Source organism: Nonomuraea maritima (assembly GCF_900100395.1).
Classification (GTDB): Bacteria; Actinomycetota; Actinomycetes; order Streptosporangiales; family Streptosporangiaceae; genus Nonomuraea; species Nonomuraea maritima.
The window spans coordinates 90,253-113,578 of record NZ_FNFB01000004.1 but is presented as its reverse complement, the minus strand read 5'-3'; the positions used below and the strand labels follow the sequence as shown (position 1 = coordinate 113,578).

The 23,326-nt window shown below is 71.1% G+C and carries 20 protein-coding genes; 12 read left to right on the top strand and 8 right to left on the bottom strand.

Annotated elements, in window-relative coordinates; all coding sequences use genetic code 11:
• Positions 1 to 92: 92 nt before the first annotated feature.
• Complete coding sequence (locus BLR04_RS09305) at positions 93 to 1,274, bottom strand: cytochrome P450 (protein WP_090761765.1); 1,182 nt, start codon at positions 1,272 to 1,274, stop codon at positions 93 to 95.
• 743 nt (positions 1,275 to 2,017) lie between these two features.
• Between BLR04_RS09305 and BLR04_RS09300 the strand changes: the two genes are divergently transcribed.
• Together BLR04_RS09300 and BLR04_RS09295 are read left to right on the top strand one after the other, a co-directional pair.
• The gene (locus BLR04_RS09300; RefSeq protein ID WP_090761763.1) at positions 2,018 to 3,259 is read left to right on the top strand and encodes a hypothetical protein; all 1,242 of its coding nucleotides are present in this window, start codon (positions 2,018 to 2,020) and stop codon (positions 3,257 to 3,259) included.
• A gap of 21 nt (positions 3,260 to 3,280) precedes the next feature.
• The gene (locus BLR04_RS09295) at positions 3,281 to 3,973 is read left to right on the top strand and encodes a DUF2786 domain-containing protein (RefSeq protein ID WP_090761761.1); all 693 of its coding nucleotides are present in this window, start codon (positions 3,281 to 3,283) and stop codon (positions 3,971 to 3,973) included.
• 7 nt (positions 3,974 to 3,980) lie between these two features.
• Here BLR04_RS09295 and BLR04_RS42265 read toward each other — a convergent pair whose 3' ends face one another.
• The 3 genes from BLR04_RS42265 to pgm form a co-directional block, all read right to left on the bottom strand.
• Positions 3,981 to 4,199, bottom strand: a complete 219-nt coding sequence (locus tag BLR04_RS42265; RefSeq protein ID WP_218128790.1) for an SDR family oxidoreductase — start codon at positions 4,197 to 4,199, stop codon at positions 3,981 to 3,983.
• Positions 4,196 to 4,744, bottom strand: coding sequence for an SDR family NAD(P)-dependent oxidoreductase (locus BLR04_RS09290; RefSeq protein ID WP_218128789.1), 549 nt, complete (start codon positions 4,742 to 4,744; stop codon positions 4,196 to 4,198). The genes BLR04_RS42265 and BLR04_RS09290 overlap by 4 nt, the downstream gene beginning before the upstream one ends.
• 201 nt (positions 4,745 to 4,945) lie before the next feature.
• Complete coding sequence (pgm, locus tag BLR04_RS09285) at positions 4,946 to 6,577, bottom strand: phosphoglucomutase (alpha-D-glucose-1,6-bisphosphate-dependent) (RefSeq protein WP_090762251.1); 1,632 nt, start codon at positions 6,575 to 6,577, stop codon at positions 4,946 to 4,948.
• 113 nt (positions 6,578 to 6,690) lie between these two features.
• On the opposite strand from pgm, the gene BLR04_RS09280 reads away from it, so the two are divergent.
• From BLR04_RS09280 to thrS, 3 genes are all read left to right on the top strand, one after another.
• Complete coding sequence (locus tag BLR04_RS09280) at positions 6,691 to 7,590, top strand: TIGR03564 family F420-dependent LLM class oxidoreductase (protein WP_090761759.1); 900 nt, start codon at positions 6,691 to 6,693, stop codon at positions 7,588 to 7,590.
• Positions 7,591 to 7,620: 30 nt separating this feature from the next.
• Complete coding sequence (locus BLR04_RS09275) at positions 7,621 to 8,226, top strand: glycoside hydrolase family 25 protein (RefSeq protein WP_090761757.1); 606 nt, start codon at positions 7,621 to 7,623, stop codon at positions 8,224 to 8,226.
• 66 nt (positions 8,227 to 8,292) lie between these two features.
• Positions 8,293 to 10,257, top strand: coding sequence for a threonine--tRNA ligase (thrS, locus tag BLR04_RS09270; protein ID WP_090762249.1), 1,965 nt, complete (start codon positions 8,293 to 8,295; stop codon positions 10,255 to 10,257).
• Positions 10,258 to 10,544: 287 nt separating this feature from the next.
• On the opposite strand, the gene BLR04_RS09265 is transcribed toward thrS, so the two are convergent.
• Positions 10,545 to 11,072 (bottom strand): Asp23/Gls24 family envelope stress response protein, encoded by a 528-nt coding sequence (locus tag BLR04_RS09265; protein ID WP_090761755.1) that lies wholly within the window; start codon positions 11,070 to 11,072, stop codon positions 10,545 to 10,547.
• Between the two features lie 78 nt (positions 11,073 to 11,150).
• Here BLR04_RS09265 and BLR04_RS09260 point away from each other — a divergent pair, with 78 nt between their 5' ends.
• A complete protein-coding gene (locus tag BLR04_RS09260) occupies positions 11,151 to 11,681 on the top strand; it encodes an HIT family protein (protein ID WP_245740133.1) in 531 nt (176 codons plus the stop codon).
• Here BLR04_RS09260 and BLR04_RS09255 read toward each other — a convergent pair.
• The 3 genes from BLR04_RS09255 to BLR04_RS09245 all read right to left on the bottom strand — a co-directional run bounded on the left by BLR04_RS09255 (position 11,637) and on the right by BLR04_RS09245 (position 17,848).
• Positions 11,637 to 13,712, bottom strand: a complete 2,076-nt coding sequence (locus tag BLR04_RS09255; protein ID WP_245740132.1) for a hypothetical protein — start codon at positions 13,710 to 13,712, stop codon at positions 11,637 to 11,639. The two genes, BLR04_RS09260 and BLR04_RS09255, sit on opposite strands and share 45 nt — an antisense overlap.
• 284 nt (positions 13,713 to 13,996) lie before the next feature.
• On the bottom strand, positions 13,997 to 15,574 hold the full coding sequence (locus BLR04_RS09250; protein WP_090761750.1) for a glycoside hydrolase family 10-like protein: 1,578 nt from the start codon (positions 15,572 to 15,574) through the stop codon (positions 13,997 to 13,999).
• 135 nt (positions 15,575 to 15,709) lie between these two features.
• Positions 15,710 to 17,848 carry an elongation factor G-like protein EF-G2 gene (locus tag BLR04_RS09245; RefSeq protein WP_090761748.1) on the bottom strand — a complete coding sequence of 713 codons (2,139 nt, stop codon included), beginning with the start codon at positions 17,846 to 17,848 and terminating at the stop codon, positions 15,710 to 15,712.
• 163 nt (positions 17,849 to 18,011) lie between these two features.
• Here BLR04_RS09245 and pgsA point away from each other — a divergent pair, with 163 nt between their 5' ends.
• The 6 genes from pgsA (at position 18,012) to pdxS (ending at position 23,292) form a co-directional block, all read left to right on the top strand.
• On the top strand, positions 18,012 to 18,614 hold the full coding sequence (gene pgsA, locus BLR04_RS09240) for a phosphatidylinositol phosphate synthase (RefSeq protein WP_176903008.1): 603 nt from the start codon (positions 18,012 to 18,014) through the stop codon (positions 18,612 to 18,614).
• Positions 18,611 to 19,519, top strand: a complete 909-nt coding sequence (locus BLR04_RS09235; RefSeq protein WP_090761744.1) for a phosphatidylinositol mannoside acyltransferase — start codon at positions 18,611 to 18,613, stop codon at positions 19,517 to 19,519. The genes pgsA and BLR04_RS09235 overlap by 4 nt, the downstream gene beginning before the upstream one ends.
• Positions 19,516 to 20,646 (top strand): glycosyltransferase family 4 protein, encoded by a 1,131-nt coding sequence (locus BLR04_RS09230; protein WP_090761742.1) that lies wholly within the window; start codon positions 19,516 to 19,518, stop codon positions 20,644 to 20,646. Before BLR04_RS09235 ends, BLR04_RS09230 begins: the two co-directional genes overlap by 4 nt.
• Positions 20,643 to 21,185, top strand: coding sequence for a LemA family protein (locus BLR04_RS09225; protein ID WP_090761740.1), 543 nt, complete (start codon positions 20,643 to 20,645; stop codon positions 21,183 to 21,185). The genes BLR04_RS09230 and BLR04_RS09225 overlap by 4 nt, the downstream gene beginning before the upstream one ends.
• Positions 21,186 to 21,246: 61 nt before the next feature.
• Complete coding sequence (locus BLR04_RS09220; RefSeq protein ID WP_245740131.1) at positions 21,247 to 22,260, top strand: DUF3048 domain-containing protein; 1,014 nt, start codon at positions 21,247 to 21,249, stop codon at positions 22,258 to 22,260.
• A 117-nt stretch (positions 22,261 to 22,377) separates the two neighbouring features.
• Positions 22,378 to 23,292 (top strand): pyridoxal 5'-phosphate synthase lyase subunit PdxS, encoded by a 915-nt coding sequence (gene pdxS / locus BLR04_RS09215; RefSeq protein WP_090761736.1) that lies wholly within the window; start codon positions 22,378 to 22,380, stop codon positions 23,290 to 23,292.
• The last annotated feature ends 34 nt before the right edge of the window (positions 23,293 to 23,326 follow it).

Here is a 23,326-nt window from a genome sequence, read left to right as displayed (position 1 = left end):
TCCCGACACCTCCGGATCACTGATCGCCCCAGGCGATCAGGCCGCGCGGCCGCCTGATCGGAGCACGTGCCCCCAGGCGGCCGCATGCTGACCTACCAGGCGACGGGCAGCTCCTTGACGCCGTACACGATGGCGAGCTCACGGAACGGCACCTCGCCGGCGACGTGCAGGCCGGGGAAGCGGCGCAGCAGCGCAGGGAAGGCGATCCGCATCTCCATCTGCGCCAGCGGCGCGCCGATGCAGCGGTGGATGCCGTGGCCGAACGCCAGATGGGAGCCCGCCGTGTCACGGCCAGGCCGCACCTGGTCCATGTCGTCGCCGAGGGCGCGGTCGCGGTTGGCGCCGACCAGCGAGCAGAGCACCATCTCGCCCTTCTTGATCTGCACGCCGTGCAGCTCCAGATCGTCGCGGGCGAAGCGCGGGAAGGCGACCTGCACGACCGTCATGTACCGCAGCAGCTCCTCGACCACGTCCACGACGTAGCCGTCGACCTCGCGCACCTTGGCCGCCTGCTCCGGGTTGCGCAGCAGCCACAGCGTGCCGAGCGCCAGCATGCTCGTGCTCGTGTCGTGGCCGCCGGTCAGCAGGCCGTCGGCCATGCTGGCGAGCGTGCGGTCGTCGAGCTCGTCGCCGTGCTCGCGCAGCAGCTGGCCGAGCAGCCCGTCGCCCGGGTCGCGCCGCTCCCTGGCCACGAGGTCCGTCAGGTACGTCATCGCGTCGTTGATCGCCTGCAGCGACGCCTCCGGCCCCGCGCTGAGGTCGAACCGGTCGCGGCTGATCTTCTCGAACGCGGCCCGCTCGCCGTACGGGACGCCGAGCAGCTCGCACACCACCAGCGACGGGATGGGCAGCGCGAACTCCTCGACGAGGTCGACCGGCAGGACCTCGGCGCCCTTGGCCTCCATCCGGTCCAGGCACTCCGCGACCAGGGCCTCGATCCTGGGCTCCAGCCTGCGCAGCCGCCGCATCGTGAACTCGGGCGTGAGGTACCTGCGCAGCCGCGTGTGCTCGGGTGGGTCGCGGAAGCCGAGCCCGCCCGGGTCCTCCTGGTTGGAGCCGAGTCCGATCACCCCGGCGAAGTCGTTGCTGAAGCGCTCGTGGTCGCCGAGGACGGCGCGTACGTCCTCCCAGCGGGTGACGAGGTACACGGTCTGGTCGCCGGGCATCTGCATCGGGAACACCGGGTGTTCCGCGCGGATGCGGCCGAGCTCGTCCACGGGGTCGAAGCCGTCGCGCATGAACTGAACGAGCGGGAAGTCGTCTGTCTCTGCCATCGATATCCGTCCTGCTGCACTACATCACACAATGTCGGGATAAATCCCTTTCGTAGATGCTGCCACCTGAAGCGCTCGACGGGCCCCTCCAAAAGGACGAATTTACATGTCACCCCCTCGACGAGCCCCCCGACCAAAGCCGATCATGAACCTCTCTCCGTAAGCGATCGGGTACGGCCCCGTCGCCCCGGCCCCTCCTCGATCAAGGACAGGATCGACCCAGCCCCCATTCCCCACCCGCACGCCCACTCCAGGCACGGACAAGGACCCCAGCACTCCGTACGTGGGCAGGGCCGCGTCCCCCAGCGCTCCAGGCACGGGCAAGGCCCGGGTCCCCTCAGCGCTCCAGGTGTGGACAAGGGCCGTCTCCCCCAGCACTTCGGACGTGGGCAAGAGCCCCGTCCCTCACCCCGGACGTGGGCAAAAGCCCCGTCCCTCACCCCGGACGTGGGCAAGGGCCTCGGCCTCTCCCTCCCCGGCACCTCAGGCGTGGGCAAGGGTCGCGTCTCCTCCCTCCAACACACACAGCACCCGAGACCGACGAGTGCGAGGGGCGGAGAGGGCTGCCGCTCTCGTCCCGTCTAAGGAGTGGAAAGGGTTGTCCCAGTCGGGTCTGGTGATTGCAAAGGTAGGGAAAGGTGGGAGAAAAGGGGCGGCAGGCGCTGTTTGGCGTACAAGATGGCGACATTCTGCGATGATCTCGTCGCATAGAGCCGGAGTTCGAGCCTCACGGATAGTGACAGATGCCGACATTCGAGGAAATCACCGCTTTCGTCACAGAGAAGCCGCTCCCCACGGCCGTCTTCACGCTGCTGGCCCTCATCGGGCTGGTCCTCGCGTTCCTGGTGGCGCGCATCGCCTGGCGCGCCGTCTCATGGCTGTTCGCCCGCTACGTCGCCCCCCGGCCCGTCGAGGACGTGCTCACCGTCGTGGCCGCGTCCATCGCCACGGGCGTGTCCGCGCAGGGCATGTGGCGCTTCTCCGGTGACGTGCTCGGCCTCGACGGCCCGCTGCGGCTGCTGCTGTTCGCGTTCATCGAGGTCGCGATCATCACCTCCGCCGTACGCGCCCGCCGCAACATGCGCGAGAACTTCTCCGCCGGCATCGACGGCATCGCCGTGTGGGTGCTGACCTGCCTGACCGCCGTACTGTCCAGCATGGACGCCCGCAGCCTGGCCGAGGCCGTGTTCCGGCTCGCCGCCCCGCTGGTGGCCGCCTGGCTGTGGGAGCGCGGCATGGCCATCGAACGCCACCGCATCCGCGGCACCGGCCGCATCAACTGGCGCCTGACGCCCGAGCGGCTGCTGGTCAGGCTGGGCCTGGCCGAGGTCAGCGACCGTACGGCCAGCGAGGTCGACGCGCACCGCAGGCTCACCAGGGTCGCGCTCGCGGCCAAGCGCGCCAAGGCGCTGCGCGATAACGGCGCCTCCGAGCGCAAGATGCGCCAGGCCCTCGCCAAGCTCGACAAGGCCATGGACCAGGCCGTCGAGCACACCGGCCTGGCCGTCGACCCGGCCCGTCAAGAGGCGCTGCTCGCCCAGATCGCCGCCCTCTACAACACCTCCGCGCTCATCGACGCCGACCCCCGCGTGCCGTGGGAGCCCCATGCGGACCACCACCCGGTGCCCGCCCGGCCCGCGCTGCCGCCCGCGCTGGCCGAGCTCGTCCGCGACGAGGACGAGGACGCCATGGTGCTCGACACCACCCCGCAGGTGCTCAGCACGGCCGAGCGGGCGGCGCGCATGCGGGCCGCCCGCGAGTTCTGGGACCGCCAGATCGCCAAGGGCATCGTGCCGCGCACGGTGGACATCGCCCACGAGATCGGCATCTCGCTGGCCACGGCGCGCGAGTATCGTGCCCTGTGGAAGCTGGAGCCGCGGGCCCACGCCCTCATCGAGGCGCTGTACCAGCAGCACGGCATCATCGACACCGGCGCCTTCCCGGCCATCGACGACGACGGGCGGGTGCTGACGACCAAGTCCTGAGCACGTCCTGGAGGAGCACGCTTGCGGGAGCGCACGCTCGAACGCGTCAGGAAGCTGCTCGCCAAGGCCGAACGCACCGACAACGAGCACGAGCGCGCCACGTTCATGGCGGCGGCCTCGGCCCTGATGGCCAAGTACGGCATCGACGCGCTGCCCCCGGCGGGCACCCGCCAGACGCCCAGCGACCGTGTCGTCACCGTGCCTGGGCCGTGGGCCAGGGAGAAGGCCCGCCTGGTCAGCCTGGTGGCCCAGGCGGTGCGCTGCCGTCCGCTGCTGCTCGGGCGCGGCGACGACGGGCAGCGGGTGCACGTGTTCGGCTTCGCCGCCGACCTCGAACGGGCCGAGCTGCTGGCCACGTCGCTGCTGCTGCAGATGGCCTCCGGCCTGGCCAGAGCCCGGCCGCCCGAGGGCGTCACGGCCGTGCGGGCGTACCGCAGGTCGTGGCTGCTGGGGTTCACCGACGAGGTGTACCGGCTGCTCGGCGCGGCGGAGTCGCGCGCCGCGGCCGAGGCCGCGGGCACGGGCGCCGAGCTGGTCCTCGCCGACCGCCGGGCCGAGGTCGACCGTGCGGTGGCCGCCCGCTACCCGAAGATCCGCCGCAGCGTCCCCACGACGAGCGGTACGGGCTACCGCGACGGCGCCGCCGCCGGCCGCCGCGCCGACCTCGGCCGTACGGGCGTCCCCGCGGAAGCGCCCCCGCAGTTGCGCCGGTGACGGCGCGTCAGGCCGCGATGACGGCGGCGGTGGTGCGCCCGCCGTCCACGTCGAGCACGATGCCGTGCACGAAGGCCGACTCGTCACCGGCCAGGTAGACGGCGGCATTGGCGATGGCGTCCGGGGTTCCCAACCGTCCGGCGGGGGTGCCGTTCATCATCACCTCGGCGGGGTGGGCCTCTCCGGGAGCCGGTTCCAGCACGACGCCCGGCGAGATCGCGTTCACCCGCACGCCCCGCGGCCCGAACTCCGCGCCCAGGCCCGGGTCAGGGTCTCCATGGCGCCTTTCGTGGAGCTGTAGAGGGCGCCGACCGGAATGCCGAGGCGCGCGACCCAGGAGCCCAGGTTGATGATCGCTCCGCCGCCGGCCTCCGCCATGGCGGGCGCGACCGCCGCGGTGAGGAAGAACGGGGCCTTGACGTTGACGGCGTACACCAGGTCGAAGGTGGGCTCGTCGGTGGCCGCCGTGGCGTCGCCGGGGTAGATCCCCGCGTTGTTGACCAGCACGTCGATCCGGCCACCGAGGACCTGCGCCGCCTCCTGGGCGAGCTGCCGCGAGGCGGCGGCGCTGCCGTCGAGGTCGGCCCGCACGAAGTCGGCGCGCCCGCCGCGCGCGCGGATCCCGTCGACGACCTCCGTGCCGCGTTCGGCGCTGCGCCCCGAGACGACGACGTGCGCCCCCTCGGCGGCGAACGCCTCGGCGATCGCGCGCCCGATGTTGCTGGTCGATCCGGTGACGAGGGCGGTCCTGCCCTCAAGACGCATGGACATGGTCCACTCCGTTCCATGGTTCTCCCCGTGTTCCCGCGCAGGGGCGAACCACCTCCGACCTGGGCGGGAGCCCTGGACTGCCAGGGCGAACCCCACTCTGCAGCGGCAAAATTGGACCCGCAAGTCCAAACGTGGCGGCCCGTGGAAGGCGCTTTCCCGCCATCCGCTCGGCCGCCCAGGATGGGCCAGGGGCGGCCCGGGTCAGTTCAGGGCGGCCGAGACCAGGGAACGGGCCTCCTCCTGGACCTGGGCCAGGTGGTCGGGGCCGTGGAACGACTCGGCGTAGATCTTGTAGACGTCCTCGGTGCCGGACGGCCGGGCCGCGAACCAGGCGTTGGGCGTCGAGACCTTCACCCCGCCCAGCGCGGCGCCGTTGCCGGGCGCCGAGGTCTGCACCGCCGTGATCGGCTCACCGGCCAGCGACGACGCCGTCACCTGCGCGGCCGACAGCTTGCCGAGCACGGCCTTCTCCTCGCGCGTGGCCGGCGCGTCCACCCGCGCGTACGCGGGCTCCCCGAACCGGCCGACCAGCTTGCGGTAGTGCGCGCTCGGCGACTCGCCGGTGACGGCCAGGATCTCCGCGGCCAGCAGGGCGAGGATGACGCCGTCCTTGTCGGTGGACCACACCGACCCGTCGCGGCGCAGGAACGACGCCCCCGCGCTCTCCTCGCCGCCGAACCCGAGCGACCCGTCCAGCAGCCCGGGGACGAACCACTTGAACCCCACCGGCACCTCGTACAGGCTCCGGCCCAGCGACTCGGCGACGCGGTCGATGATGCCGCTGCTCACCATGGTCTTGCCGACCCCGGCGCCGGCCGGCCAGCCGTCGCGGTGGGCGTACAGGTAGGAGATGGCGACGGCGAGGTAGTGGTTGGGGTTGAGCAGCCCGCCGTCGGGCGTGACGATGCCGTGCCGGTCGGCGTCGGCGTCGTTGCCGGTCGAGACGTCGTACCGGTCGCGGTTGGCGATCAGCGAGGCCATCGCGTACGGCGACGAGCAGTCCATGCGGATCTTGCCGTCCCAGTCGAGCGTCATGAACCGCCACGTGGGGTCGACCTCCGGGTTGACCACGGTGAGGTCGAGCCGGTGGCGCTCGGCGATCTCGCCCCAGTACGCCACGCTCGCCCCGCCCAGCGGGTCGGCGCCGATGCGCACCCCGGCCGCCCGCACGGCGTCGAGATCCACCACGGACGGCAGGTCGTCGACGTACGCGCCGAGGAAGTCGTACCGCCCGGCCCTGCCGGCCGCCGTGGTGTAGGGGATGCGGCGCACGCCCTTGAGGCCGTCCTCCACGAGCTGGTTGGCGCGGTCCTGGATCCAGGAGGTCGCGTCGGTGTCGGCGGGGCCGCCGTTCGGCGGGTTGTACTTGAACCCGCCGTCGGACGGCGGGTTGTGCGACGGCGTGATCACGACGCCGTCGGCCAGACCGGAGCGGCGGTCGCGGTTGTGCCGGAGGACGGCGTGGGAGACGGCGGGCGTCGGCGTGTAGCCGTCACGCGCGTCGACGAGCACCTCGACCTCGTTGGCGGCCAGCACCTCGAGCGCCGACACGCGGGCGGGCTCCGACAGGGCGTGGGTGTCGATGCCGAGGAACAACGGCCCGTCGGTGCCCTGTTCGCGCCGGTATTCGCAGATCGCCTGCGTCGTGGCCAGGATGTGGTCCTCGTTGAACGACGTCTTCAGCGACGATCCGCGGTGTCCCGACGTGCCGAACGACACCCGCTGCCCCGCCTCACCGGGGTCGGGACGCAGTGCGTAGTAGGACGTCACCAGCCTGGCGACGTCGACCAGGTCGGAAGGCCGGGCGGGCTGTCCCGCGCGTTCGTGCGTCATGTAGGTCACTTTACAAATCACCCGGCCACGGCCACGTCCCCGCCCGCCGCGGGCATGGTCCGTGGGGGCGGCGGGATGGATTCGCCGCCGTTACCAGAATAGAGTTCTGTTTCATGCGCTACGGATACCTGCTCAGCGAGCCCCAGGGCGACGACCCCATCGGCGAGCTCCGCGACCAGATCGCCCAGGCGGCGGAGAACGGCTTCAGCTCGGCCTGGCTGTCCAACATCTTCGGCCTCGACGCCATCACCGCCCTGGCCGCGGCGGGCGCCCAGGCGCCGCCCATCGAGCTCGGCACCGCCGTGGTGCCGACCTACCCGCGCCACCCTGCCGCGCTCGCCCAGCAGGCCATGACCGCCAACGCCGCGCTCGGCGGCCGGTTCACGCTGGGCGTCGGGCTGTCGCACAAGGTCGTCATCGAGAACATGTTCGGCTACAGCTTCGAGCGCCCTGGCCGGCACATGAAGGAGTACCTCGACATCCTCATCCCGGCCACCAGGGGCGAACAGGTCTCCTACACGGGCGAGACGCTCAAGGCCGACATCCGGCTCGGCACGCCGGGCGCCGGCCTCCCCGTGCTGGTGGCCGCGCTCGGCCCGCGGATGCTCAAGCTCGCCGGCACCGTGGCCGACGGCACGGTCCTGTGGATGACCGGGCCGAAGACCGTCGCCGAGCACATCGCCCCGACGATCAGGGCCGCCGCGGCCGAGGCCGGCCGCGCCGAGCCGCGGATCGTCTGCGCGCTGCCCGTCTGCGTCACCGACGACCCCGCCGGCGCCGTCGAGCGCGCCAACCGGATCTTCTCCGTGTACGGGCAGCTGCCGTCCTACCGGGCGATGCTCGACCGCGAGGGCGCCGCCACCCCGGGCGACGTGGCGATCGTCGGCGACGAGGACACCGTGCTGGCCAAGCTGGAGGAACTGCGCCAGGCAGGGGTCACCGACTTCGTCGCGTCCCCGTTCGCCAACAGGGAACGTACGCGAACCGTCCTGATCGGCGCGGCGAAGGGCTGATCAGGAGACGTCTCAATAAACTCCGGCAAGATGAAGGGTCTGCTGCACGGGATCGACGTGTCCAACTGGCAGGGCACGGTCAACTGGGCCGGTCACGCCGAGCGGGGAGTCTCCTTTGCCTTCGCCAAGGCGACCGAAGGAGGCGACTGGACCGACAAGTGGTTCGGCCGCAACTGGAACGGCATGCGGGAAAGCTGGATCGTCTGCGGCGCGTACCACTTCGCCCGGCCCAAGGGCGACCCGTACGAGCAGGCACGCCACTTCCTGGGCGCGATCAGGTCGGCCGGCGGCCTGCGCCGCGGCGACCTGATCGCCCTCGATCTGGAGACCAACGACGGCCTGCGCGCCGAGCGCGTCGCCCGCTACGCGCGCCGGTGGTGCCGCTACGTCGAGCGGCACACCGGCGTGCGGCCGTTCATCTACACCTTCCACACGTTCGCGCAGGACGGACACTGCGGCGGGCTGTCGGAATACCCGCTGTGGATCGCCAGCCCGGCGACCCCGCGTGGCAGGCCCGACGTGCCGCGCCCCTGGCGTGACTGGACCATCCATCAGTACGACCACCGGCCCATCGACCGCAACGTGTTCCACGGAAGCCGCAAGGAGCTGACAAGGCTGGGGTTTCGCCCGCGATAGCATCGGTGTTCACCATTCGTATCAGCCTCGGTGCCGGGCACCGAGGGCGATCCCAAGGGAGACACCGTGTCAGCCGAGCTACGCATCACCCTCGCCGGAGCCGAGCGTGTGGTCGCGGCCGGCACGACGGCCGGCGAGGCGCTGGAGGCCGACGGCCGCACCGTCATCGCGGCCAGGGTCAACGGTGAGCTGCGTGACCTGTCCTGCCCGCTGGCCGACGGCGACGTGGTCGAGCCGATCGACATCTCCAGCGACGAGGGCCGGGCGATCGTCCGCCACTCCACCGCCCACGTCATGGCACAGGCGGTGCAGGAGCTGTTCCCCGAGGCCAAGCTGGGCATCGGCCCGCCCGTCGAGAACGGGTTCTACTACGACTTCGACGTCGAGCGGGCGTTCCAGCCCGACGACCTCAAGCGCATCGAGAAGCGCATGCGCGAGATCGTCAAGCAGGGCCAGCTGTTCTCCCGCCGGGCCGTCAGCGACGACCAGGCGCGTGAGGAGCTCGCCGCCGAGCCGTACAAGCTGGAGCTGATCGGGCTCAAGGGCGGGGCGGCCGACGAGGAGTCCGTCGAGGTGGGCGCGGGTCAGCTCACCATCTACGACAACCTCGACGCCAAGTCGGGCGAGCTGCGCTGGAAAGACCTGTGCCGCGGGCCGCACGTGCCGTCCACCCGCTCGATCCCGGCGTTCAAGCTCATGCGCTCCGGCGGCGCCTACTGGCGCGGCAGCGAGAAGAACCCGCAGCTGCAGCGCGTCTACGGCACCGCCTGGGAGTCTCGCGAGAAGCAGGACGAATACCTCCACCTGCTGGAGGAGGCCGAGAAGCGCGACCACCGCAAGCTGGGCGCCGAGCTCGACCTGTTCAGCTTCCCGGCCGAGCTGGGCAGCGGCCTGCCCATCTTCCATCCCAAGGGCGGCATCATCCGCAAGGAGATGGAAGACTACATGCGCCGCCGCCAGGCCGAGGCGGGCTACGAGTTCGTCAACACCCCGCACCTCACCAAGTCGTCGCTGTTCGAGACCTCGGGCCACCTGCCGTGGTACGCCGACGACATGTTCCCGGCCTTCGAGCTCGACGGCACCGAATACCGCGTCAAGCCGATGAACTGCCCGATGCACAACCTGATCTACCGGGCGCGCGGGCGGTCCTACCGCGAGCTGCCGCTGCGGCTGTGCGAGTTCGGCTCGGTCTACCGCTACGAGAAGTCGGGCGTCGTGCACGGCCTGACCCGCGTGCGCGGCATGACGCAGGACGACGCGCACATCTACACCACCCGCGAGCAGATGGCCGACGAGATCAAGTCGCTGCTGCGGTTCGTGCTCAGCGTGCTGCGCGACTTCGGCCTCAACGACTTCTACCTCGAGCTGTCCACCCGCGACGACTCCGAGAAGTTCATCGGTGAGCCGTCCGAGTGGGAGGAGGCCACCGAGGCGCTGCGCCACGTGGCCACCGAGTCGGGCCTCACCCTGGTCGACGACCCGGGCGGCGCCGCCTTCTACGGCCCGAAGATCTCGGTCCAGGCGAAGGACGCGATCGGCCGCACCTGGCAGCTGTCCACCATCCAGCTCGACCTCAACCAGCCGAAGCGGTTCGGGCTCGAGTACCAGGCGGCCGACGGCAGCCGGCAGACGCCCGTCATGATCCACCGGGCGCTGTTCGGGTCGGTCGAGCGCTTCCTCGGCGTGCTCACCGAGCACTACGCGGGCGCCTTCCCGCCCTGGCTGGCCCCGGTGCAGGTGGCCGGCATCCCGATCGCCGACGCCCACGCGCCCTACCTGCACGACGTCGCCAAGCGGCTCCGTGAGCGCGGCATCCGCATCGAGGTCGACGACTCCGACGACCGCATGCAGAAGAAGATCCGCAACGCGCAGAAGGCGAAGGTGCCGTTCATGCTGCTCGCGGGCGACGACGACATCGCCAACGGTGCGGTGTCGTTCCGCTACCGCAACGGTGAGCAGAAGAACGGCGTCCCGATCGACGACGCGATCGCCGAGATCGTCGACGCCGTCACGCACCGCACCCAGGTCTGACGGGTTCCCAGCACCGCACAGCGCTCTGACGCGGCGGGGCCGCCACCAGGCAGCCCCGCCGCGTCTTTTTACGGGGCGGGGCTGACGCGCCCGCCTCACCGAGGCGACCCCGCATGCCCACCTCGCCGAGGTGGGCGCGGAACGTGACAGCGGGTGCCGCCCGCGCCGGGCGGGGCAGGGGGCCTTCCGCACTGGACGCCCATGCCGGCCGGGACAGGTCATGCTCGGCCGGCCGGGACAGATCCTGCCCGCGACGGGCAGGGGCCGCGCCTGCCGAGGGCGTGGGGTCAGGTGGTCGAGAGGGCCGGGTCGTCCGGGGTGGTGTCGCGGCGGGACGGGCCGGGGTCGCCGGGGAGGCGGACATCGTCCACCGTCACGTTGACCTCGCTGACGCGCATGCCGAGCATCCGGCTCACGTTCTTGGCCACGTTGTCCTTGACCTCCGAGGCGACGTCCATGACGACGTGGCCGTACTCGACCACGATCACCAGGCTGACGGCCACCTCCCGGTCGTGGATCCGCGCGGTGACGCCCTGGGTGGCGCGGCGCGACCCGTAGCCGATGCGGTCGCGTACGGCCTCGTACGCCCGCGCGAGGTCGCCGCCCATGTCGGCGACGCCCTCCACCTCCAGCGTGGCGAGGGCGGCGACCTTCTCGACCACCTCGTCGGCCACCTTGATGCGGCCCTTCACCGCCGAGTCGGAGTCGGGCGCCTCGATGTACGAGGGCGACCCGTCGCCGTCGGGCTGCCCGGCGGCGTGCTCCGGATCGAAGTCGGGCTGCTCGGTGGGGTGGTCGGTGACGGTCTCGGTCATGGGGGGTCTCCTGTCGACGGGTGATCAGGATTGTGCCGGACGGGCACCCCGTTTGTCCGTGGCAATATGCTGCTAGTTATGCACGATCAGGCAGGGGCCGGGGCCCCTGACAACTTCCAGCGTCTGTGGACCCCGCATCGCATGGCCTACATCAAGGGCGAGAACAAGCCGACCGGCAACGGCCCTGGTGACGGGTGCCCGTTCGACGTCATCCCGACGATGAGCGACGAGGACGGCCTGGTCGTGGCGAGGGGCGTGGCTGTCTACACGGTGCTCAACCTTTACCCGTACAACTCGGGCCACCTCATGGTGGTGCCCTACCGGCACGTGTCCGAGTACGACGAGCTCGACGCGGGCGAGGTGGCGGAGCTGGGGGAGTTCACCCAGAAGTCGCTGCGCGCGCTGCGCAAGGCCAGCGGCGCGCAGGGCTTCAACGTCGGCATGAACCTCGGCCACGTCGCGGGCGCCGGCATCGCCGCCCACCTGCACCAGCACGTCGTGCCGCGGTGGGGCGGCGACACCAACTTCATGCCGGTGGTCGCCCAGACCAAGGTGCTGCCGCAGCTACTGCGTGACACCCGCCAGCTGCTCGCCAACGCCTGGAACTGACGGGCGGTCGAGCGCCAGCGCGCTGATGCCGGCGGCCAGCAGCAGCGGCACGGCCAGCGCCAGCGCCATCGACAGCACGGCCGCGCCTGAGTCGTTCACCAGCATCCCGACCACGCCGCTGACGAGCGTGCCGATGAGCCCGGCCCGCAGCGCAGGCGAGTGGCCGAACGCCGCCGGCACCACCCCCGCCGACGCCTGCTCGGGCCGCAGGATCGCGTAGACGAGGAACGCCACGGCGACGATCACGATCGGCATCAGGTTGGGGCTGAGCAGGGTGCCGAGCATGGCCTGCAGCTTGCGCCAGATGACGTCGAACGCCTCGCCGGTCAGGATCTGCCCCACGAACCTGCCGAGGTGGGTCTGCTGGGCGGGGGGCTGCAGGTAGTTGTACCAGGCGAAGCCCATGACGATCACGCCGCCGGCCACGCAGAACGCGCCGAGCTTCACCAGCGAGACGCGCTTGCCCGACAGGATCAGCGCCGTCACCGCGATGCCCGGAACGAACGCGATCACGCCGCCGAAGTCGCTGCCGAGCCCCGAGCCGCCGAGAGCCATCGCGATGGCCCCCAGCACCACGATCGCGGCCACGCCGGCCCGGCCCGGCCACCGGTGGGCGATCACCGTGGTGCTGAGCAGCGTGCCGGTGGCGAACAGCGCGAACGGGATGTTGCCCAGGCCGAAGTAGCGGGCCCCCTGCTCGGCGCTGTAGCCCATGAAGCTGTTGAGCTGCAGCGTGGTGCCGGTGAGCAGGTCGGCGGCGAGCGTCAGCGCGGTGACGCCGGCGACCACGGCGAGCGGGCCGAGCGGCCTGCGCCGCCACGGCCCGGCGAGCGCCAGCACGGTGAGCGCGGCCCACCAGGCGAGCATGCCGCCGAACAGGCCCAGGTGATCGCTCCACGGCAACAGGTTGACCAGGAACGACGTGACGGGGAGCGCCGCCACGGCCACGGCCGCCATGCGCAGCCAGCGCCAGTGGCGGCGCCGGCGCAGCAGCAGGAACGCGCCGACGTAGAACAGCACCTGGACGACCGCGAGCGCGGTGAAGTACTGGCCCTTCGCCGAACGCATGGTCTGGGCGCCGGCGTCGGCGCGGCGCAGCCGGTCGACGGTCGCGCCGGGGCCGCCCACCTGCATCGGGACGCCGACGACCGTGCTGGGCACGGGCACGCCGAGCTCGGTCAGCACGGTGGCGGTCAGGTCGGGCAGGATCGAGATGTCCTCGCGGCGGGTGGAGGCGGCGCCGAGCAGGTGACCGGCGGCGCCGGGTTGCCGCAGGGCGGTCACCCGCAGGTGCGGCACCGAGCCGTGATCGGAGACGCCGGCCAGCAGCACCGTCGTGCCGGCGGGCAGCATCGACAGCAGCGCGCCCGCCTGGGCGTCGGCCTGGCGCAGCGCCTGGCGGCGCTCGGCAGGGGCGAGCGCGTCGGGTTCGGTGGGCAGCTGGTCGCCGCTCAGGTAGGGGGCGACGAGGCTGTCGGCGTCCATCGCGATCATGCGGCAGCGCTCAAGGTCGGCGGTGGTGACCCGGGCGGGGGAGTCGCGGTAGTGCGGCACCGCGCCCTGCCGGTCGGCCAGCGCCAGCGCGGCGCCTGGCCCGATCGCGAGCGAGCACTGACCGGCGTCCTTGAGCGTCTGGCCCAGTGTTCCGGCGTAGCGTTGCCCGGCCACGTCGGCGAGGTAGTGGTAACCGGGGATGACCGCGCCCTCACCCTGGGGCTCGGGGGCGGGCGGGCGGCCGCACCGGTAGCCGGACGCCGAGCGGGTGCCCGCCGACACGGTCAGCCAGCCGTCGTACGGGCAGGTGACGTTGCCGACCGTGCGTACGGACAGCGACCCGAGCGCGCTCTCGGCGGCGAGCCGCCACAGATGGGGCGTGTCGGACGGAGTGAGGTCGTTCCAGTGCAGGGCGGGCACGCCGATGAGCGCGACCCGCCCGGAGGCGTCGTCCGCCCGGGCGGGGCCGGTGAAGGGGCCGTACCCGAAGAGCAGCTGACCGGCCAGAACGGCCAGCACGATGAGCGCACGCCTCACGCCGATGTCCTCCGTGGTCGCTGAGTTCGGTGGCACGCTAGAGCACGGTCAGGCCTTCGCGCCACCGGCCGCGACCACCTTCTCATGCGGCAGCGCCCGCCCGTGAGCCCTCCGAGTGGCGCAGTCGACGGCCGGGGCGGACGTACCCACCCCGGACGGACGAACAACCCCATCCCACCTTCACCCGTTCCGCGTCGCTCTGGCGGGAGGGGTCCCGTTCCGCGTCGCTCTGGCGGGAGGGGCCGGCCACCTTCACCTCTAGTGCGTTGTTTTCGAGGGAGGAGTCAGCTCACTTTCACCTGCACGGCGTTGCTTTCGCGGGAGGAGTGGTCGAGTGAGGTGATCAGGTAGGTGCCGGGGGACTTCGCGGCGTAGGTCGGGTCGCCCACCACGGCGACGAGGTCGCGGGCGTCGGTGGTGTGGCAGTCCTTGCCCGAGTCGGGCAGGCGGTAGACGGCGTAGGCGCGGGCGCCCTGCGCCGGGGCCCACGACAGCGTCGCGCCCTGCGCCTTCGAGCCCCCGGGAGCCGCCTGCGCCTTCGCGTTCTGGGGCTCCGCCGGGGCCTGCCCGTCCGAGCCGGGCGTCGCAGGAGGCAGCGCCGGACGGCTGTAGTGGGCGCGGGCGACGCGGTCGAGCGCCTTCAGCGGGTCGGTCAGGAGCTGCTTGGCGCTGAAGTACACCGAGCCGTCGACCCGCTTGGTGTCGCGGTTGAGGCCCACCTGGGCGGCCAGCTCGCCCGGCCGGGTCCAGGCCCGATCGTCACGGGAGCCGACGCGGTAGAGACCGTGGCCGATGTAGAGCTGCACGTCGCTGCCCTTGACCTCGTCGGACCACCACCGGACCAGCGTCTTGTAGTCGGCCTGGCGGTGCCCGCGCGGCCAGTAGAGCTGCGGCAGCACGTAGTCGACGGTGCCGGACTTGATCCAGGCGCGGGCGTCGGCGTAGATCGCGTCGTACGCGGACATGCCGGAGGTGGCCGAGCCGGTGGGGTCGTTGGACTTGTTGCGCCAGATGCCGAACGGGCTGATGCCGAACTTCACGTAACTCTTGGCCTGGTGGACGGCCCGGTCGACCTCGGCGACGAGGGTGTTGACGTTGCCGCGCCGCCAGTCGGCCAGCTTCTTGCCCTTGCCGTACTTGCGGAAGGCGGCGTCGTCGTCGAACGTCGCGCCGGCCTCCGGATACGGGTAGAAGTAGTCGTCGAAGTGCACGCCGTCGACGTCGTAACGGTTGACGACGTCGGTGATGACCTTGACCACGTGCTCGCGCACGGCAGGCAGGCCGGGGTTGTAGTAGAGGCGGCCGCCGTACGCGACCGTCCAGTTGGGGTGCTTCCGGGCGGGGTGGTCGGGGGACAGGTCGGCGACGCCGGAGCCGTAGGAGGCGCGGTAGGGGTTGAACCAGGCGTGGAACTCCATGCCCCGCTTGCGGGCCTCGGAGATGAGGAACGGCAGCGGGTCCCAGCCCGGGTCCTTGCCCTGGGTGCCGGTCAGGTACTGCGACCAGGGCTCGAGCGACGACTTGTACAGCGCGTCGGAAGCCGGCCGGACCTGGACGAAGACCGCGTTGAAGTTGAGCTTGGCGGCGTTGTCGAGGATCTTGATGTATTCGGCCCGCTGTCGTTCGGGCCGCAAGCCCTTCTTGGAGGGCCAGTCGATGTTCTGGGTCGTGGCGATCCACACTCCCCGCAGTTCCCGTTTCGGGTAACGCGCGTCGGCATCGCAGGCCGAGGGCGCGGCGGCGGTGGTCGTCTTCTTCTCGCTCGCTGCGGCGTTCTTCGCGTCAGGGCCGAAGGCATACGCGGCCGAGGTGGTCGCGACGGCGAGAACAGCAGCAGCTAGGAGGGGCCGTCCAGTACGCATAATGCCAACCAGTGTGGCAGCTGGCCGGCGATGCCCGGTACGGAAAATCGAAATCGGTTCGTGATGCTGTTGTGATGAATGGTGAAAGCCGTGCCGGGAGGGACGAGGCCCTCCCGGCGTGGCCAGAGGGGCGTCTCACACGGTGGTGGTCACCTTGCCGGCGAGGTTCGGCGGCAGCGGCTCGTACCGCAGGAAGCTGCGGTGGAAGGTGCCGGTGCCGTGCGACAGCGAGCGCAGGTCGATCGCGTACCGCGTGATCTCCAGCTGCGGCACCTCGGCCTTGACTAGGGTTCTGCCCTGCCCGACCGGCTCGGTGCCGAGCACGCGTCCGCGCCGCGACGACAGGTCCGACATGACCGATCCGACGTAGTCGTCGGCCACCAGCACCGACAGTTCGTCCACCGGCTCCAGCAGCAGCGTGGGCACCTTGGAGGCGGCCTCCTTCAGCGCGAGCTGGCCCGCGACCTGGAAGGCCATGTCGGAGGAGTCGACGGAATGCGCCTTGCCGTCGTACAGGGTGACGCGCACGTCGACCATGGGGTAGCCGGCGACGACGCCGCGCTCCATCTGGCTGCGCACGCCCTTCTCCACCGACGGGATGAACTGCCGCGGCACCACGCCACCGACGATCTTGTCGACGAACTCGAAGCCGGACCCGGACGGCAGCGGGGAGACCTCGATGTGGCAGATCGCGTACTGGCCGTGGCCGCCGGTCTGCTTGACGTTGCGGCCCATGGCCTGGCACGTGCCGCCGAACGTCTCGCGCAGCGGCACCCGCAGCTCGACCCGCTCCACCTCGACGCCGTGGCGCTTGGCCAGCCGGTCGAGCACCACGTCGGTGTGGGCCTCGCCCATGCACCACAGGACGAGCTGGCGGGTCTCGGCGTTGTTCTCCAGCCGCAGCGTCGGGTCCTCGGCGACGAGCCGGCCGAGGGCCTGCGACAGCTTGTCCTCGTCGGCCTTCGACTTCGCCTTGATCGCCACCGGCAGCAGCGGCTCCGGCATGGTCCAGGCGGTCATGCACATCGGGCGATCGACCTCGGACAGCGTGTCGCCGGTCTCGGCGCGCGAGAGCTTGGCTACCGCCACGATGTCGCCCGCGACGCCCTTGGGAATCGTGCGCTGCTGCTTGCCCAGCGGGCAGGACAGCGTGCCGATGCGCTCGTCCACGTCGTGGTCCTCGTGCCCGCGCTCGGTGCCGCCGTGCCCGGACACGTGCACGGTCATGTCGGGACGCAGAGTGCCGGAGAAGACGCGTACGAGGCTGATGCGGCCGACGTACGGGTCGCTCGTGGTCTTGACGACCTCGGCCACGAGCGGGCCGTCGGGGTCGCAGGTGATGTCCTGGACCGGCTTGCCGGACAGGTCGGTGATCTCGGGCATCGGGTGTTCGGGCGGCGAGGGGAAGCCCTGCGTGATGAGCTCCAGCACCTCGGTGGTGCCCACGCCGAGCCCGGTGCACAGCACCGGGAAGAAGCCCCCGCGCGCGACGGCCTTCTCCAGGTCGCCGATGAGCGCGACGGCGTCGATGGGCTCGCCCGCGAGGTAGCGCTCCATGAGCGACTCGTCCTCGCTCTCCTGGATGATGCCCTCGATGAGGTCGCCGCGGTACTGCTCCAGCTGGGCGGCGTACTGGGGCCCCGGCTCCTTCTCGGCGCGGTCGCCCGTGGCGTAGTTGTAGAACTTCTGGGTCAGCAGCCCGATCAGCCCGTTGACGTGACCGTTGGTGATCACCGGGAGGAACAGCGGGGCCACGCCGTCGCCGAACGCGTCCTGGCAGGTGGCCAGCACCCCGTCGAAGTCGGCCCGCTGGTGGTCGAGCTTGGTGATGACGACGGCCCTGGGCATGCCGACCTGGGCGCACTCCTCCCAGATCATCTTGGTGAGCCCGTCGACGCCGTCGCAGGCCGACACCACGAACAGCGCGGCGTCGGCGGCGCGCAGCCCGGCGCGCAGGTCGCCGACGAAATCGGCGTACCCGGGCGTGTCGAGCAGGTTGATCTTGACGCCCTGGTGGATCAGCGGGGCCACCGCGAGGTTGACCGACCGCTGCTGCCTGACCTCGACCTCGTCGAAGTCGCTGACGGTGTTGCCGTCCTCCACCCGCCCGGGGCGCTGGATGGTCCCGGACGCGGCCAGCAGCTGCTCGACGAGGGTCGTCTTGCCCGCTCCTGAGTGGCCGACCAGCACGACATTGCGAATCGCATCCGCCCTGTCGGCCGCGGGCGCCCTGCCCGCGGCTCCCGCGGCGCCTCCTGCGTTTCTCTCCGCCACATCAGCCTCCCGCGTACGTCGGTTGGTTCCAACGCCGCGCCCGAGCGGGGAGTAGAAACCGCTTGGACGCGGTGTGTTCACCAAATACCCCTGTGGCGGATATCACAAGGGGTGTGGGGCAAAGAAAGGCGTCGGGTTCGGGATGGCCTACGATCGGACCGCGATGCTGAAACTCCTGCGCCCGGCCATGACCCGGATACTCACCCCGCTGGGCCGGGCACTCGTCGGCCTCGGGATCGGCCCGAACGCCGTCACGGCGTTCGGCACCCTCGGCACCATCGTCGCGGCCCTGATCTTCTTCCCCTTGGGCCGGCTGGCGTGGGGAGCCCTCGTCATCACCTTCTTCGTGCTGTTCGACCTGCTCGACGGCGTGGTGGCCCGGCTCGGCGGCAAGAACGGCTCCACGTGGGGTGCGTTCCTCGACTCCACGTTCGACCGGGTGGCCGACGCCGCCATCTTCGCGGGCCTGATCTTGTATTTCGTCGCGCGGGGCGACACGCTGATGACGGCGGTGACGCTGTGCTGCCTGATCGCGGGCACCCTGGTCTCGTACGCCAAGGCCAGGGCGGAAGGGCTCGGGCTGACGGCCGACGTCGGGATCGCCGAGCGGCCGGAACGGCTTGTCGTGGCGCTGGTCACGACCTTCCTCGCCGGGCTCGGGGTTCCGTACGTGCTGCCGGCGGGCATGTGGCTGCTCGCGGCGGCCAGCGTCGTCACCGTGGTGCAGCGGGCGATGGCGGTCTACCAGCAGACGAGGGAGACATGAGCGAGAAGGTGTCGTTCGGCGACCGGATCGTGGCGGCCGGCTTCGCGGCCGGGTGGAAGCTCGTGCCGCTGCTGCCGGAACGTCCGACGGCGGCGGTGTTCCGGCTGCTCGCCGACCTGGTCTGGCGCCGCGGCGGCAAGTCGGTGAGCAGGCTGGAGTCCAACCTGGCGAGGGTGACCGGGCTCGAGGTGGGCAACCGTGAGCTGTCCGAGCTCACCCGGGCGGGCATGCGGTCCTATCTCCGCTATTTTCACGAGATCTTCCGGCTGCCGTCGATCAGGTCCGCCGAGATCGTGCGCCGCACGCACGTCATCGGCGCCGAGCACATCTTCGACAACCTCTCGAAGGGCCGGGGCGTGGTCCTCGCGCTGCCCCACATGGGCAACTGGGACGCGGCCGGCGCCTGGCTTGTCGGCGTGGGCCACCCGTTCACCACCGTGGCCGAGCGGCTGAGACCCGAGTCGCTCTTCCGGCGCTACGTCGCCTTCCGCGAGGGCCTCGGCATGGAGGTGCTGCCGCTCACCGGCGGCGACGGGCACAACTTCGGCACGCTCGCCATGCGGCTGCGCAAGGGCGGTGCCGTCTGCCTGCCGGCCGAGCGCGACCTGACGAAGAGCGGCGTCGAGGTGCGCTTCTTCGGCGCTACCACCAAGGTGCCCGCCGGGCCGCCGCTGCTGGCCGTGCAGACCGGCGCCGCGCTGCTGCCCGCCGTCGTCTACTTCGTGGGCGACGACTGGGGCATCCACATCCACGAGGAGGTGCCCGTCCCCGAGGAGGGCAGCCGCAAGGAGAAGGTCGCCGCCGTCGCGCAGCGCATGACCGACGTGTTCGAGAAGGGCATCGCCGAGCACCCGGAAGACTGGCACATGCTGCAGCGGCTCTGGCTGGAGGACCTGCGGCGATGAGGATCGGCATCGTGTGCCCGTACTCGTGGGACGTGCCCGGCGGGGTCAAGCAGCACATCGACGACCTCGCCCAGGCGCTCGTGGCCCAGGGGCACGAGGTCTCGGTGATCGCGCCGGCGGCCGACGACGACGAGCTGCCCCCGTACGTGACCGGCGCGGGCCGCGCGGTGCCGGTGCCGTACAACGGGTCGGTGGCGCGCATGTCGTTCGGCTTCCTGTCGGCCGCGCGGGTGCGGCGCTGGGTGCGCACCGGGCGCTTCGACGTGCTGCACATCCATGAGCCGCTGATCCCGAGCCTCGGCGTGCTGGCCTGCTGGGCGGCGCGGGGGCCGATCGTGGCGACGTTCCACGCGTCGTTCCAGCGGTCGCGGGCCATCGCCGTGGCCGAGCCTTTACTGCAGAGCGCGCTGGAGAAGCTGAGCGGGCGCATCGCGGTGTCCGATGCGGCCCGCAAGAGCCTGGTCGAGCAGTTCGGCGGTGACGCGGTACTGATCCCCAACGGCGTGACGGTCGCCCGGTACACCGAGGCCGAGCCGCTCGACGGCTGGGGCCCCGACGGCGCCACGATCGGCTTCCTCGGCCGGATGGACGAAGAGCGCAAGGGCCTGCCGATCCTGCTCGACGCCTTCCGCCTGCTCGCGGCCGAGCGTCCCGATCTCAAGCTGCTCCTCGCCGGGCCGGGCGACGAGAAGGACGTCTACGACCGGGTGCCCAGGGAGTTCCGCGACCGGGTGACCGTGCTCGGCATGGTGAGCGAGGCCGACAAGATCCGCGCGTACCACTCGGTCGACGTGTTCTGCGCGCCCAACACCCGCGGTGAGAGCTTCGGCATCGTGCTGGCCGAGGCGATGGCGTCCGGGGCGACGGTGCTGGCCAGCGACATCCCGGCCTTCCGGCGGGTGCTGGGGGAGGGGCAGGCGGGCGCGCTGTTCGCCAACGGCGACGCGGCCGGCCTGGCGCGCGAGGCCGCCGCGCTGCTCGACGACCCCGAGCGCCGCCACAAGCTGGCGGCCGAGGCGCTCGTGGCGGTCAGGAAGTACGACTGGTCCACGGTGGCCCGCGACGTCGTACGGGTCTACGAGACCGTGACCACGAGCGGGGCCGGCCGGGTGGAGGAAGACCTGTGACCACGACGTTGATCGTCCTGATCGTGGGCATCGTCGTCGTGCTGACGGCGGTGTACATCTCCTGGCGGGCGGGCCGCCTCGACCGGCTGCACATCAGGCTCGAGCTCGCCCAGGAGTCGCTGGACGCCGCCCTCATGCGGCGTCGGGCCGTGGTGCTGGAGCTGGCCGGATCGCGCCTGCTCGACCCGGCCACGTCGCTGGTGCTGGCGGCGGCGGCCCACGAGGCGCGCAGCGCCGGGCCGGAGGAGCGCGAGCATGCCGAGAGCGACCTGTCAGGGGCGCTGCGGGCGGTGGTCGACCAGGAGCGCTTCCGGGAGAGGCTGTCGGAGTCGCAGGCGGGGCGCGTGCTGCTGGAGGAGCTCGACACCGCTGTGGCCAAGGTGGTCTACTCGCGCCGCTTCTACAACAACGCGGTCGCGGTCACCCGTACGGCGCAGCGCCGCTGGCTGGCGAGGACGCTGCGCCTGGCGGGGCACACCGCGTACCCCCAATTCTTCGAAATTGATGACAATCCGCCCGCGACCATGTCAGCAGAATGACCGCATTTGGGGAAGCCAGTAAGCTTCATCCCGTTTTACGGGCCCAAGCAAGGAGTTTCACGTGCGGCTTCCCCGGATGATCACGGTCTGGCTGGCCGGAGCGGCCGTGGTGCTGCCCGTCGCGGCCTGCTCCCCTGACGAGCCGGCGCCGGGCAAGGCCCCCGACGCCGCCTCGGTGGCGCCGACCGAGGAGCCGGAGCCGGTCAAGACCCACCCGTTCACCGGCAAGCCGTACCAGTCGCTCAGGCCCGTCCTGGCGGTGAAGATCGAGAACACCTCGGCGGGCAAGCCGCAGCTCGGCCTCAAGAGCGCCGACATCGTCTACGTCGAGCAGGTCGAGGCCGGCCTCACCCGCCTCATGGCGATCTTCTCCTCCAAGCTGCCGCCCAAGGTCGGCCCGGTGCGCAGCGCCCGCATCTCCGACCTGCACATCGCGCCGCAGTTCGGCAAGCCGGCCTTCGCCTACTCGGGCGCGCAGACCAAGCTGCTGCCGTTCATCGCCGAGGCCTCGCTGTTCGACGTGGGCGACACCAGGAATCCCGGCGCGTACTTCCGCCAGCCGGGCCGCTTCGCGCCCTACAACCTGTTCGCCGACACCAAACAGCTGCTGGCCAAGGCGCCGAAGGCGAGCAGGGCCAAGGACATCGGCTTCACCTTCGGCGACCCGCCGGCCGAGGGCGGCGTCCCGCGCAAGTCGTACACCGTCAGGTGGCCCGCCGCGCGCTTCACCTTCACCTGGTCGGAGGCGAAGAAGCAGTGGATGATCGCGCAGGACGGCAAGAAGGACATGGCGGCCGAGGGCGGGCAGCTCAGCGCGCCGACCGTGGTCGTGCAGTACACCAAGACCGAGCGCTCCGAGTTCCACGACTTCAACCAGAGCTACACGCCGCTCGTGCACACCACCGGCAAGGGGACGGCGATCGTGCTGCGTGACGGCATGGCGTACAAGGCGAGGTGGGAGCGGGAATCGGAGGACGGCGGCACGACGTTCACCACCGAGAGCGGCGAGCCGCTGAACTTCGCGCCCGGGCAGGTCTGGGTGGCGCTGGCCAGCCGCAAGCCCGTCATTCCCTGACGACATGCTGTAGGGCCATCCGGATGGATCCTGACATAGTGGCATGTCTGGTGACGGGTCCGTCAGGACCTACGATGGTCGTGACAACATACCGATTCGCCGTGAGAGCCCGTGAGGATGACCGTGTCCAGCAGCACGCCAGAAAGCACCCCCGTCACCGGAACCGCGCGCGTCAAGCGCGGCATGGCCGAGATGCTCAAGGGCGGCGTCATCATGGACGTCGTCACTCCCGAGCAGGCCAAGATCGCTGAGGACGCCGGCGCCGTCGCCGTCATGGCCCTGGAGCGCGTGCCCGCCGACATCCGGGCCCAGGGCGGCGTGTCCCGGATGAGCGACCCCGACATGATCGACGGCATCGTCAGCGCCGTCTCGATCCCCGTGATGGCCAAGGCCCGCATCGGCCACTTCGTGGAGGCCCAGGTCCTGCAGTCGCTCGGCGTCGACTACATCGACGAGTCCGAGGTGCTGACGCCCGCCGACTACGCCAACCACATCGACAAGTGGCAGTTCACCGTGCCGTTCGTGTGCGGCGCCACCAACCTCGGCGAGGCCATGCGCCGCATCACCGAGGGCGCGGCCATGATCCGCTCCAAGGGCGAGGCCGGCACCGGCGACGTCTCCAACGCCGTGACGCACATGCGCACCATCCGCGCCGAGATCAAGCGCCTCGCCTCGCTGCCCGACGACGAGCTGTACGTCGCCGCCAAGGAGCTGCAGGCGCCGTACGAGCTGGTCGTCGAGGTGGCCACGACCGGCAAGCTGCCGGTCGTGCTGTTCACCGCGGGCGGCATCGCCACCCCCGCCGACGCCGCGATGATGATGCAGCTCGGCGCCGAGGGCGTGTTCGTCGGCTCGGGCATCTTCAAGTCGGGCGACCCGGCCAAGCGCGCCGCGGCCATCGTCAAGGCCACGACCTTCCACGACGACCCCGACGTCGTCGCCAAGGTCTCGCGCGGCCTCGGCGAGGCCATGGTCGGCATCAACGTCGACGAGATCGCGCAGCCGCACCGTCTGGCGGAGCGCGGCTGGTAGGAGCCCTCGGCTCTCGCGCACAGCGGGCGGGCCC